The organism is Salinivibrio sp. ML323, from assembly GCF_001995745.1.
Lineage (GTDB): Bacteria > Pseudomonadota > Gammaproteobacteria > Enterobacterales > Vibrionaceae > Salinivibrio > Salinivibrio kushneri.
Map to the genome: position 1 here is coordinate 1 of NZ_MUES01000010.1, position 12,971 is coordinate 12,971.

Annotated in this window: 13 protein-coding genes, 1 tRNA gene and 1 pseudogene; 13 read left to right on the forward strand and 2 right to left on the reverse strand. The window is 48.4% G+C overall.

The window, feature by feature from the left end; genetic code table 11:
* Positions 1-244 precede the first annotated feature (244 nt).
* From BZG13_RS08350 to BZG13_RS08380, 7 genes are all read left to right on the forward strand, one after another.
* Positions 245-1,618 (forward strand): multidrug transporter, encoded by a 1,374-nt coding sequence (locus tag BZG13_RS08350; RefSeq protein ID WP_077459155.1) that lies wholly within the window; start codon positions 245-247, stop codon positions 1,616-1,618.
* 338 nt (positions 1,619-1,956) lie between these two features.
* Positions 1,957-3,639: a dihydroxy-acid dehydratase gene (gene ilvD, locus BZG13_RS08355; protein WP_198533043.1), complete on the forward strand. Its 1,683-nt coding sequence runs from the start codon at positions 1,957-1,959 to the stop codon at positions 3,637-3,639.
* Between the two features lie 285 nt (positions 3,640-3,924).
* Entirely contained in the window at positions 3,925-4,278 is a 354-nt protein-coding gene (locus BZG13_RS08360; protein WP_069362591.1) for a DUF805 domain-containing protein, read from the forward strand.
* Positions 4,279-4,406: 128 nt separating this feature from the next.
* Positions 4,407-4,925 (forward strand): GrpB family protein, encoded by a 519-nt coding sequence (locus BZG13_RS08365; protein ID WP_077486286.1) that lies wholly within the window; start codon positions 4,407-4,409, stop codon positions 4,923-4,925.
* Between the two features lie 164 nt (positions 4,926-5,089).
* Positions 5,090-5,176, forward strand: a tRNA-Leu gene (locus tag BZG13_RS08370).
* A 210-nt stretch (positions 5,177-5,386) separates the two neighbouring features.
* Positions 5,387-6,265 carry a LysR family transcriptional regulator gene (locus BZG13_RS08375; RefSeq protein ID WP_069590163.1) on the forward strand — a complete coding sequence of 293 codons (879 nt, stop codon included), beginning with the start codon at positions 5,387-5,389 and terminating at the stop codon, positions 6,263-6,265.
* A gap of 138 nt (positions 6,266-6,403) precedes the next feature.
* On the forward strand, positions 6,404-7,330 hold the full coding sequence (locus BZG13_RS08380) for a YeiH family protein (RefSeq protein ID WP_077486287.1): 927 nt from the start codon (positions 6,404-6,406) through the stop codon (positions 7,328-7,330).
* A gap of 20 nt (positions 7,331-7,350) precedes the next feature.
* Here BZG13_RS08380 and BZG13_RS15285 read toward each other — a convergent pair whose 3' ends face one another.
* Positions 7,351-7,497 (reverse strand): hypothetical protein, encoded by a 147-nt coding sequence (locus BZG13_RS15285; RefSeq protein WP_158011282.1) that lies wholly within the window; start codon positions 7,495-7,497, stop codon positions 7,351-7,353.
* Between the two features lie 270 nt (positions 7,498-7,767).
* Between BZG13_RS15285 and BZG13_RS08385 the strand changes: the two are divergent.
* Positions 7,768-8,400: pseudogene (locus tag BZG13_RS08385) on the forward strand (cation transporter); the annotation flags it as partial.
* A 321-nt stretch (positions 8,401-8,721) separates the two neighbouring features.
* Positions 8,722-9,168, forward strand: coding sequence for a GNAT family N-acetyltransferase (locus BZG13_RS08390; protein WP_069590169.1), 447 nt, complete (start codon positions 8,722-8,724; stop codon positions 9,166-9,168).
* A 116-nt stretch (positions 9,169-9,284) separates the two neighbouring features.
* Here the strand turns inward: BZG13_RS08390 and ubiT are convergent, their stop codons facing one another.
* On the reverse strand, positions 9,285-9,791 hold the full coding sequence (ubiT, locus tag BZG13_RS08395) for a ubiquinone anaerobic biosynthesis accessory factor UbiT (protein WP_158009969.1): 507 nt from the start codon (positions 9,789-9,791) through the stop codon (positions 9,285-9,287).
* A 219-nt stretch (positions 9,792-10,010) separates the two neighbouring features.
* Here ubiT and ubiU point away from each other — a divergent pair, with 219 nt between their 5' ends.
* The 4 genes from ubiU to BZG13_RS08415 all read left to right on the forward strand — a co-directional run bounded on the left by ubiU (position 10,011) and on the right by BZG13_RS08415 (position 12,921).
* Complete coding sequence (gene ubiU / locus BZG13_RS08400) at positions 10,011-11,006, forward strand: ubiquinone anaerobic biosynthesis protein UbiU (RefSeq protein ID WP_077486290.1); 996 nt, start codon at positions 10,011-10,013, stop codon at positions 11,004-11,006.
* Positions 11,007-11,015: 9 nt separating this feature from the next.
* A complete protein-coding gene (locus BZG13_RS08405; protein WP_077486291.1) occupies positions 11,016-11,891 on the forward strand; it encodes a U32 family peptidase in 876 nt (291 codons plus the stop codon).
* A gap of 143 nt (positions 11,892-12,034) precedes the next feature.
* Positions 12,035-12,526: a GNAT family N-acetyltransferase gene (locus tag BZG13_RS08410; RefSeq protein WP_077486292.1), complete on the forward strand. Its 492-nt coding sequence runs from the start codon at positions 12,035-12,037 to the stop codon at positions 12,524-12,526.
* A complete protein-coding gene (locus BZG13_RS08415) occupies positions 12,523-12,921 on the forward strand; it encodes a VOC family protein (RefSeq protein ID WP_077486293.1) in 399 nt (132 codons plus the stop codon). The genes BZG13_RS08410 and BZG13_RS08415 overlap by 4 nt, the downstream gene beginning before the upstream one ends.
* Positions 12,922-12,971 lie beyond the last annotated feature (50 nt).

Below are 12,971 nucleotides of genomic sequence, written 5' to 3' on the forward strand. Positions count from 1 at the left end.
GAATAAGATCTATGTCATAAAAAGGTCAAAAACATGCTCTATGTCATATTATTCGTATTAAAAATTAAGTCGTGATTGATATTTTTCTCTGCGTAATTAGTCTGAGGATGTGGTTACACGAAATGTGTAAGCAGCGGGGGAAAGCTGAAATATATTTCTCAGTTTTCAAATCGGTTTTGCACTCGACAAAACTTAATAAATCAACGAGGCAAAGCCAGTATCTTGCAGATAGCAGGAGTCTTTCATGAATAAAATGTTTAGCGTATCGACATTAGCTGCAGCTGTTTTTAGTGCGGTGGTGGCGGCGCCAGCAATGTCACAAACATTATCCTCAGAGACATCACCTTTTTTTACTGAATCTACCTTAAGTGGGAATCTCAATTTTTGGATGCGATCCCGTGATCGCGCAGGTACAGATGCCAACGGCAACGATACGGCCAAAGAAACCAACCTTGACCATGGCTCTATCTATGCAAATCTTGCCTTTAACTCAGGCTATGCTGCGGAAGTGGTTGGACTTGATTTGATGGCCTTTAGTACCTTTGATATGTGGCAAAACGGTAGCCCGGACCACGAAATGAACTTTTGGGGCGTGAATAACCCCTTTGATAAAGAGCCAGATGATAGCGAATGCACGGGCGCATGGGACGATGTGTGCACGGATAATGGTGTATCTCTGGCTACTGCGGCGGCTAAGTTTAAATTTGGCGAAAACGTAACGGCGAAGCTGGGTTATTTTCAGCCTTCAGTACCAAGCACGATTGGTATTAACTGGTCGTTTGCGCCGGGCACTCATGTGGGTGGGGAGTTAGGTCTGAGTGTCGATAATCTTGATCTGGGCCTTGTGGTCTCCGAGCGCTATAAAGCGCCTTGGTTTAAAGAAACCTATGAATTTCAAACGACCGATGGTGAAGACGCTGGTACCGCCTATTCGTTAGGGGCGCGGTATACATTGGATAATGATGTTTCTATCGATGCGGCTTATGGGGCTTTAAGTGACGGTGACCGTTGGAATGCCCATCTCAAAGTCAAAGGCACCACTGAGGGTGGCGTGTATTGGTCGCCGCAACTTTATGTGGTCGATGATGATGAGCAATATGATAGCACGGCATTCCAGCTAGCGATGCTTACCAGTATGTCATCGGGGCAGTACTCATATCGTGCAGAGGCCACCTATACCGAAGCCGACTCCGGCGATCCTGCCAAGGTGCAAAATTTAGCGTATCGCTTGACGAGTCAATATGGTGGCTCGAACGGTACCTATGACATTTGGTGGAATAACCGCTCGGACTTTAACCACGATGAAGAATTGGCGGTATTTGGGTCGTTATCGCGTGATTTCTCGGATATTGGTGCAAAAGGCTTTAGTGCAGGCTTTAACGGCGCTTATGGCTTTGGCTCATCCGCCAAGGGATACGATGATCTAAAAGAATACTCTTATAGCCTGTTTGCGAATTACGCCATTCAAACGGGTGCACTTAAAGATGCGAAAGTAAGCTTCTACTTCACGCAGTACTTTAACGATACCGATGCGCCGAGCTGGAAAGGGTATACCAATCTCTTCCAAGACGAAGATGACTTTAAGCTAACGTTAGCGATTCCTTTCTCCATTAAGTAACGTCTTTTTTGGTACTGTCTTTTAGCTGGGCCTAGCGCTCAGCTTTTTTTATGTGCTGTGCAATCAAACTACATCAGGTTGCCAGCGCATTTGGGTGAATATCACTGGCTTTGGTTAATCGTGATCTCAAGTCAAAATGCTGCTAATTACTGGCAATGCCCACACAATATTCGACCCTTTATCTTTCCACCAAAAATCACTATGACAAAACAAGTAAAAAGTCGCACTAAGTCGCTTAACAGCATAGTATGTCGCTAGCATATTGATAGATTGGTCAGCCTTGGTAAAGTGACCCTATAATCACTAACAAATAAAACGTTGAATTAATGAGAGAGGGTATGATGAGTAAGAAGCGCCGCTATTCATCGGAAGTGGTTGATGGGGTGTCTAAAGCACCGGCTCGTGCCATGTTGCGCGCGACTGGCTTTGAAAAGCAGGATTTCTCAAAACCGCAAGTGGGCATTGCTTCGACTTGGAGCATGGTGACACCGTGCAATATGCATATCAACGAACTGGCCGATCATGCCTGCAGTGGTGTGGACGCTGATGGTGGCAAGGGCGTTATCTTTAATACCATTACCATTTCTGATGGTATTGCCAATGGTACGGAAGGTATGAAGTATTCTTTGGTCTCTCGTGAAGTGATCACGGACTCCATTGAAACGGTTGCGGCATGCCAAGGTTTTGATGGCTTGGTGACCATTGGTGGTTGCGATAAAAACATGCCCGCTTGCGTTATTGCCATGGCCCGACTTAACCGGCCTTCTATTTTTGTCTATGGCGGAACGATCAAACCGGGTGCAAATCATACCGATATCGTGTCTGTATTCGAGGCAGTGGGTCAGCATGCTAAAGGCGATATTGAATTAATAGATGTCGAAAAGATAGAGAAAACGGCCATTCCTGGCGCAGGTTCTTGTGGTGGTATGTACACCGCGAATACGATGGCATCCGCTATTGAAGCCTTGGGATTAAGTTTGCCGGGCAGTTCAGCTCAAGAAGCGATCTCACAAGATAAGCGTGCGGATTGCGAAGCGGCGGGTAAAGCGGTGGTGCGTTTAATCGAAGAGGGCATTCGCCCCTCAGACATTATGACGCGGGAAGCATTTGAAAATGCCATCACTGTGACCATTGCGCTTGGCGGTTCAACCAATGCGGTGCTGCATTTGTTGGCTATGGCGAATACGGTTAATGTAGATTTAAGCTTGGATGACTTTACACGCCTAGGGCAAAAAGTCCCTGTGCTTGCGGATTTGCGTCCAAGTGGTCAGTACATGATGTCAGAGCTTGTGGCCATTGGTGGTATTCAACCATTGATGAAGCGTCTATTGGACGCGGGTCTATTGCATGGTGATTGCTTAACGGTGACAGGAAAAACCTTGGCGGAGAACTTAGAGGAGGTTGAAGACTATCCTGATCACCAAGATATTATTCGTCCGTTTGATAATCCTATTAAGCAAACCAGTCACTTGGTGGTATTGAAAGGCAATGTCTCTCCGACGGGGGCCGTGGCAAAAATCTCGGGCAAAGAGGGTACGCAGTTTACTGGTCGTGCTCGCGTATTCCACTCTGAAGAAGAAGCCTTGCAAGCGATTTTAGATGGCAAGATCGTAAAAGGGGATGTGATTGTTATTCGCTACGAAGGACCCAAAGGGGGCCCAGGCATGCGCGAAATGTTGAGTCCAACTTCTGCCGTGATGGGGCGTGGCTTGGGTAACGACGTTGCACTGATCACGGATGGTCGCTTCTCTGGGGGGAGTCATGGTTTTGTCGTAGGCCATGTGACACCGGAAGCCATGGATGGTGGCCCCATCGCAATAATTGAAGATGGTGACACCATTTCTATTAATGCTGATGATATGTCGATTGATGTCGATTTAACGCAAGCCGAAATGAATCAGCGTTTAAGTCAGTGGCAACAGCCAGAGCCACGATACAAACGCGGCGTATTGGCAAAATATGCCAATACTGTGATTTCCGCAGCGGAAGGGGCGGTGACTGACCAAGATCTAAAACTATAAATCGTTGTTGAGTTTTACGGTTTATCACTTGGTTGCTCAGCCAGTCTTAGCGCTTCACCAAGGTTTGAATGTGCTGTGCAATCAAATTACATAAGGTTGCCAGCGCATTTTGGTGAGCAACACCGGTTTTGGTTAATCGCGCTCTCGAGTAAAAATGCTGTCAATCAGTGATAAGGCTCTCAAGCTGATGATAAAGCGGTCGGATGTCTTATCGTTGAAATAGTACTGGCTGGAGCCTCGTTCTATGATACACGCGAACACTTTTTAACTAAAACAGGGTTACGTATGGAATGGTATTTAAAAGTGCTGCGTAATTATGCCACTTTTTCAGGGCGCGCCCACCGTCGCGAGTATTGGATGTTCTTTCTGATTAACTTTTGTATCTCGTTGGCGCTTAACATTGTCGCTGAAGCAACGGGATTAGTGTTGCTGAGCATTGTGTATTCATTGGCGGTACTACTGCCAACCTTAGCGGTGACATCAAGACGTTTGCATGATACCGGGCGCTCAGCATGGTGGTTGCTCATCTCACTGATCCCTATTCTCGGAATGCTTGTATTGCTGGTGCTTTGCGCGTTGGAAGGGGATCAAAATAGCAACCAATACGGTTCTAACCCCCAGCTTGCGGAAGGTGTTTAGCACGATGGAGTGACTTGCTTGCATGAGAACGGCTGTTACGACAAACACCGAGTTTGATGACAGTCGATAGCCTGCTCATGGCGAGTGACTCGGTTTTTCAGCATTCCTCTTTCCAACTTAGGTGCTACATGATTATACTCGAGCCCTACCAATTAGTTGACGCTAGTTTTTCTCCGTGGCGTCCTATTTATTTAGACGTTGCTCAGGCCCTGTCTGATCGTATCTCGACACCTGATATTGAGGTACTGCATTTTGGCTCCACGTCAGCCAAAGTAGGAGGCAAGGGGATTATTGATTTATCCATTCTCTATCGTTCCGGCGAACGCGACCATGCTGTCGCTCATCTCTATGCACTCGGTTTTCAAGATCAGCATAGTGATCAGCCTTTTCCCGAACACCGTCCTCGCAAAGATGCTTCTGTAACCTATCAAGGTGAGCGGTTTCTGATCCATGCTCACGTGATTGAAAAAGACAGTGATGAGCATCATCGCCAAATGGCGTACAAACAGTATTTGCTCGATAACCCTAGTGTACGCATTGAATATGAAAACAAAAAGCGCGCCATACTCGCTCAAGGTGTGCGTGATCAAGATGTTTACGTTAAGCACAAAGCTCCTTTTGTAAAGGGGGTTTTGGCGGAACTTTAAAGGCGCATGTGCAGCATGATTCACCTCTATCGTTCTGCCTGCTTTTCAACCATCTGAATCAAAAAGAATAAAAGGGCTATTGACCTCGGGTTAAATTTCATTAAAGTACAGTCTCGTTCGCAGCGCAGTCTGCGGACCATGGTGCTACCACGCATAACTGCGTTGCCCTGGTGGTGGAATTGGTAGACACAAGGGATTTAAAATCCCTCGGCGTTCGCGCTGTGCCGGTTCAAGTCCGGCCCGGGGCACCATAGCACTTTCATAATCCCTATCTGTATTCTATCTCGAGTAAAATAGTCTCATTCTGTCGCGCCTCAAACACAGAGAGCTTGGCGTTTTCTGATACGCAGTAGGTCGCTACGAATAATTGCATAATCGCCGATAGTTTAAGGATGCTGACAAGCGGTAATAGCGCTTTGTGTCTTTGCCGCGCTCCGGTAGGATAGCGAGAGGAGGGCGGCATGAATCTAACCCAAATTGATGCGTTTTGTGCAGTCGCAGAGACTGGCTCAGTGTCTGAAGCTGCACGTCAGCTGGATGTGAATCGTTCACGATTGAGTATGGCGATTAAAGCGCTAGAACAATCACTTAACGCTGAATTGTTCTATCGCACCGGTAACCGTCTGACACTGTCGGAAATCGGCAAAGCCGTTTACAAAGATTTCGAGAGTATATCGGTCACCGCGGCCCGCATTCGTCGCACGTGCGAGCAAGCGAACGCGGGCTTTAATGCCGAAGTGTGGATCGCGCGTGATGATGCGATCCCCGATCAACTTTGGCAGGACTGGGCGCACCAGCTAAACAAGCGCTTTACGGCGACGTCCTTCAACCTCGTATTGGCGTCGAGCGGTGATCTGGCCAATTTGGTTGAAACGCAACAAGTCGATTTTGCCTTTGGAGTAGACTACGAACGGATTGACGATCCGCGCATCAACTATCAACCGCTGGGTAAAATTCGCATGATGTCGGTGTGCAACAGTGAGCATCCATTGAGTCGATTGCGTCGAGTCAGTGATGATCAATTGCGTAATGCCATGCAAGCGGTAATGGTCTATCTCAATGAAAAAGACAATCCCGAGCTGCAACCTTTCTCACGCCGCTACATTGGCTTTTCCAGTTTTGAATATATGCTCAATACCATCTTACAAGAAGAAGCGTGGGGCGTGTTGCCTGAGCCGCTGATCCGGCAATACTTACGAGAACAGCGCTTAGCAGTGATCAAACATACCTATGGTTTGACCCAAGAAGACTATTGTCTATTCACCGCCTCAGGGATGGCCGAGCATCCGGGAATCCAATGGCTGAGTGATAGCATTACTAACTACTTGTTTGATTTCTAAATACGCGGCTCGATAAGTGGTTTTTCAATAGGTTGCCATACAGGTTAAGCAAAACTTAACCTAGGTTAAAAAGTTTAAGATTTTCTGAACACCTACCGAGCGCTACAATGCCGTCACTGATTTTTACTGAGCATAATTATGACCGCATACACGCGTTATCTTCCTTTTTCATTGGCTGTGTTAGCCTGTTTAACCCCTTGGGTAAGCTCGCCGATCGCTCTGGTGCTGGGCTTTTTGTTAACCTCCTTGGGCTGGGTACCAAGCGCAATCCCCCTCACCAAAATCACCAAAAAATTGCTGGCTTATTCGATTGTGGGTCTAGGGTTTGGTATCCCACTGCAAGAGGCACTCGCCGTGACAGGCGATGGGATAGGGCTGATTATTGCCACCATTGCAGGCACGCTGGTTTTTGGCACATTACTGGCCAAACTGATGGGACTGGATAAAAAGACCGGTCACCTGATTGCCTCAGGCACTGCGATTTGTGGCGGCAGTGCAATCGCAGCTGTCTCGCCCGCTATCAACGCAGATGATAAAGAAATTGGTTTGGCGTTAGGCACGGTGTTTGTGTTGAATTCATTGGCGCTGTTTGTGTTTCCTATGGTAGGACATGCGCTGGGGCTAGATCAGCACACGTTTGGAACCTGGGCGGCAATCGCGATTCATGATACGTCATCGGTGGTGGGCGCGGCGTCCGCTTATGGTGAGCAAGCACTAACGACCGCGACCACCCTCAAACTTGCGCGCGCATTATGGATTGTGCCTGTGGCGTTTGTCAGTGCACTCATGTTTCGCAGTCACGCTAAAAAAATCACGATTCCGTACTTTATCGTTTTCTATTGTCTGGCGATTGGTATCAGTGATGTCTTTGTCCAAGCGCAACCTATCTATGAAGTGATTTTCGCCATTTCAAAGCAAGTATTAGTGGTGTGTTTATTCTTAATCGGCTGCAGTATTTCTGTTACCCAGCTACGCAAGGCAGGCCCTAAGCCTTTACTGTTTGGTGTTGCGCTGTGGGTGATTATCTCCTGTACATCGCTTGCTTGGCTGCTGCTCGCTGCCTAGTCTCCATCGTTGCCTCAGGTTCACTCATGCGGCGTGTCCTGAGGTAAACGTAATACCGCGACCAACAGAAACGCACTGAGTGCCGCACCAAACTGCCACCATCCTGTGCTGGTTATCGCGAGGAAAAGCTGCAAGCCAATTGCCGCGAGTAACACGCCTTTTCTCATCTTCTTAGTCCATAAAGAATCTAAATTTAGATTTAGTATGCGTAAAAGTTATATACAAGCAAAATGCGATTTAGCGCTATCTCATAACTAAAATTTGTTTAGAACACTCACTGTCAGAAATATTGACAGTTATTTTTTCTTGTAAGGAATTGAAATGACATGGATTTTATTGGAATATTTACAGAGTGATGAAAATGTCAGCAAGTTCGTGTTTGTAAAGCGGCGCAGTAGCACCAAGAATATGTGCGTGTTTTCTACTTTTGGTGTTTTATGTCTCCTCAAAACGTGATCAATGAAAAGTCAGTATTAGTGTTTTCAGCCCTTCTCGCATTGGGGTTTGCCATCGCCGGCCTTGCCGTTGGATGGATTGCTGGCTCTTTAGTGATTATGTTCGACGGTATCTACTCCTTGATTAGTCTAGTGTTAACTTTGTTGTCACTGGGAGCGTCATGGTATATCCACTCGCGTTACGCAAGGCCGATCACACGTGCGCTGCTGACACCGCTTGTTGTCGCCATTAAAGGCGCCGTGATTATGCTGCTTGTGAGTTATTCTCTGTATGAAGCGGTCTCTTCCTTGGTCGAAGGCGGACGTGCGGTTAACCCGTCATTGGCGGTACTGTTTGGTATTGTCAACGTGGTGGGTTGCGGTTACGGATGGTGGATGATTGCACGTAAAAACCGGGCAGGGCAAAGCCAGTTGGTGGAGGCGGAATCGCGCCAGTGGCAAATGGACACCTTATTAAGTCTGGCGGTCACCTTGGGCTTTCTAGGTGCTTGGTTAGTGGCGCATTCACCCTGGTCGGATTATGCGGTTTATGCAGATCCTATGATGATGGTGTTGATGTCGTTCTACTTCATCAAAGTGCCATTTGTCATGGTGCGTAACGCGTTAAAAGAGCTCGCGCCTGTTACAGTAAAGTGGTATCGCACCCGCTCAATGGCGTAATCAGAACACGCCGCAATACGGACCTACCCAAACGATCCTATATCCGTGCAGGGGTCGATAGATGCTGAGGCGGCGTTTAGCCGCCTTATTTATGTCACCTTATGCACTATAACTTTTTTGATTGGCTTTCATATCAACCTAGATACTGTGACCGATTTCAACGTAGTGTGACGGTATACATTTTGTTCTTTATGCTCGTCTGTTGAGGTGTTGACAGCAGAACGTCGCGACGGCGCTTACACTGAAAAGTAACCATAGCGCTGTAGTAGAGAGAGAATGTTGCATATAGCAAAAGCGGAGTTAAATAATCTAGACGCCCTCATGGTGTTATTTGACCAGTACCAGCGCTGGCTCGCGATTCGTCCTCCGCTCAGCCAAACAAGGGCGTTTACTGAGCAACGGTTGCGCGAGCAAGATACTTGTATATTGACCGCTTCTTACCAATCCTCCATGGTGGGATTTGTCCACCTAACACCTTTGTATTCATTGGCGAGGGCGCGCCGTGGCTTAATTATTAACGATTTGTACGTGCAGCCGGATTCACGGCGACAAGGTGTCGCGCGGGCGTTAATCTCGCACGCTCTCAAGGAGGCTCGTGCCCGCCAAGCCGCTTGCTTATTGCTACAAACCCATCAAAGCAACCATGCCGCTCATCATCTTTTTGAATCTTTTGGTTTTATTTGCGACGTTAGCCAGTACTATTTTCTGGACGTAACCGATTAACGGGTGACGAAAGGAGTAGCGAATGGCGTACGATTTTGATGCCCAGACGGTCTCACTCACGCAACCTTGGTTGGCGGGTAAGCACGCTGGGCAATGAGCTCGCAGCCGCTTGTGTACTACAATGCGAGTTTAGTGAGGTAGTGATGGCTTAACGTCAGTGAGCGTGCCAGTGGTTTGGGTAGGGTGTCGATTTCGAGGCTATCAAGCAGGTTTTTCACATGCAGCCCAAGTTCGGTATCACCACTGATACTGAGTTGGCGCTGGAAAAACAGCGTATCCGGATCGCAATAGTGGGTCGCCATTTTTAAAAACGCTAACCAATCTCCCTCGATACTGGCGTCTTCTTCCCCAGACAAGCGCACCAATAATTGGTTGTCTTCGTTCAGCGACACGAACCAATTGGCGTTGAGATCGCGCAAACCAATGCGAATGGTACGGCCAGCAAGAAAGTCGAACTCTTCCTCCGCCAGCGGCACGGCAAAAGCGGTATTCATCAATTTAGTCAACACCTGGGCCTGTAGCCCTTGTGGTAACTGAGTGATCGCTTTTAGCCCTGGTGTAATCAGGTTGGGCTGAGGCAGTGGCAGGGCAAGGGGTTGTTGGGTGATTGGGTTAACGAGCATTTGGCTTTCCTTTGGTGCCAATGGTTGAATGCTACTAGAGTAGCGAGGTAGGAGGCGCTGCCATTGGATCCGAGTCAAAAATAAGAGGAGTTTTTGTGCCAACAGCGTCATTTATCGCGATTCTTATCATCATGGATAAGTGAGCTTGATACATATCAACCCCCCACATTGGCAACGCCCTTATCTTAGCCGGACAATCATAAAATGGAATGCAATGTTATGGAGCTCCTTTGTCCGGCGGGCAATATTCCGGCGGTTAAAAAAGCGATCGAACATGGCGCCGATGCGGTGTATGTTGGCTTAAAAGACGATACCAATGCGCGCCATTTTGCGGGGCTGAACTTCACCGATAGCAAATTGCAGCGCGCCAGTCAGTATGTACATGACCACGGCAAAGACTTGCACGTTGCCATTAATACCTTTGCCCATCCTGATGGTTGGCGCCGTTGGCAATATGCGATTGATAGCGCCGCCGGAAATGGCGCTGATGCGCTGATCCTCGCTGACATGGCCTGTTTAGATTACGCCGCCAGCACCTATCCCGATTTGGATATACACCTTTCCGTGCAAGCATCCGCCACTAACGCTGGGGCGATCCGCTTCTATCAGCAGCAATATGGCGTTAAACGGGTGGTATTGCCGCGGGTGCTGTCTATTCATCAGGTTAAACAACTGGCACGCGATACCGATGTCGATTTAGAGGTATTTGCCTTCGGCAGCCTGTGCATTATGGCTGAAGGGCGCTGTTATTTATCGTCTTATCTTACCGGCCAATCGCCCAATACCGTGGGCGCTTGCTCACCGGCAGCATTCGTGCGCTGGCAAGATACTGAGCATGGGTTGGAGTCGCGCTTAAATGGCGTCTTGATTGATCGGTACCAAGCCGATGAAAAAGCGGGGTATCCCACCCTGTGCAAAGGTCGTTTCTGTGTCGATGGCAACCGCTATCACGCACTGGAAGAGCCCACCAGTTTGAACACCTTAAGTGTCCTGCCTGAGCTTTATCGCGCCGGGATCAAATCGGTCAAAATCGAAGGTCGTCAGCGCAGCCCTGCGTATGTGGAGCAAGTTGCACGGGTATGGCGTCAAGCGATTGATCGCTGTGTCGCAGACCCTGATGCGTTTGATATTGCACCGGATTGGGCTCATTCGCTCGATAGCCTTTCTGAAGGGGTGCAAACCAGTTTGGGTGCTTACCATCGCAAATGGCAATAAGGAATTATGATGCAATTTTCTCTCGGGCCAATCCTGTATTACTGGCCCAAGGCTGAGGTTGAAGCCTTTTATCAAGCGGCGGCAGACAGCCAAGCCGATGTGATTTATCTCGGCGAAACCGTCTGTGCTAAGCGGCGAGAGCTGAAAACCAAAGACTGGATCGGGCTCGCGCGTGAGCTGGCTGAGTCTGGTAAACAAGTGGTGCTCTCGACCATGGCGCTGATTGAAGCGCCCTCAGAGCTGACCATGCTAAAACGCTACTGTGACAATGATGATATTCGCATTGAAGCGAATGACGTGAGTGCGGTGCAATTTTTAAGCGAGCGTCGACAGCCCTTTGTGGTGGGGGCGGCCATCAATTGCTATAACCCGCAAACATTAAAGCAATTTGTCGACTTAGGCATGACACGCTGGGTGATGCCGGTGGAGCTTTCGCGCGATTGGTTGGTGAATATGTTGAACGGCTGTGATGCACTGGGTATTCGCGACCAGTTTGAGGTGGAGGTGACTGGCTATGGTTACTTACCACTGGCTTATTCGGCACGCTGTTTTACTGCACGCTCAGAAAACCGTGCCAAAGATGACTGCGAGCTGTGCTGCCTCAACTACCCCAATGGACGGTTAACGGAATCCCAAGAGGGTCAAGCCGTATTTGTGCTGAACGGCATTCAAACCCAGTCTGGGCAGTGCACCAATCTCATTAACGATTTACCGTCGATGCAAGGGCTGGTGGATGTGGTGCGGTTAAGCCCACTGTCGCTTGACACCTTGCACTGGGTAGACAAATTCCGTGCTAACCAAGCAGGCAATAATCCGCAACCGCTCAACCACGATTGCAACGGCTATTGGCACCACTTGGCAGGCATGACACAAATCATCGAGTAGTTGACGTTTCCTTTCAAGGGTGTGGGTAGAGTCACTGCATCAGTCTGATTTATCGGCCAGTATCTAGTGTTGTAGTTTGACTAAACAATTGCATCAGGCGGTTGAGAGCCAGAACACCCCAAGACTTGAAAAGGAACACAAGGATGCAAGTGAGACGTGCCTCGGTTGAGGACTTGGATGCCATCTTCGCCCTGAATGTACAAATTGGTGACATGCATCATCAACATGCGCCGCATCTGTTTGCAACGCCTGACCCAAGTGGTCGGGCGTTTTTGCAGCAAGCACTGCAAGAAGAGGATAAGTACTTCTGGGTGGCAGAGCATCAACACAACGTGATTGGCTTTTTGTCGGCAAGGCTGGAGTCGTTTGAACATATTCCTCATCTGGTCGACGATCCCATGTGTCATGTGAATACCATCGTGGTTGATCGTGATGCTCGTGGAACCGGGGCGGGCAAAGCGTTAATGGCTGCGTGTACCCAATGGGCGAAAGACAATCATGCCACTGTGATAAAACTAGAAGTGATGACGTTTAATCAGGATGCACAGGCGTTTTATCAAGCGCTGGGGTTTACCCCAGACTCTATCACCATGATGCAAAGATTGAATTGCAAGCCGGAGGAGCCAGCACAATGATTGATAAAGATACCGTGATGCGGGTGGCACGACCCACTGACAATTTGGCCGATATTACCAACATGTATTGTGATGGGCTGGGGTTTGAGCTATTGGCGACGTTTTCTGGCCATAATGATTTTGATGGTGCCATTATTGGTCACCCACACCACAACTATCATCTTGAATTTACGCATCATCGCGGCACGCATGTCGGTCCAGCGCCCTCACAAGAGAATTTACTGGTTTTTTATTTGCCGGATCACGCCGCATGGCAGGCTGCCTGTCAACAAATTGAAGCCGCTGGGTTTAAACCTGTGCCGAGCTACAATAGCTACTGGGATAAAGACGGCTGCACCTTTGAAGATCTGGATGGTTATCGTGTGGTGCTTCAAAATCGCGAATGGGCATGGTGAATGTGAGTTAGCGCGTCGCTCATAAGTTATTGGCTATTAACATTATTGGC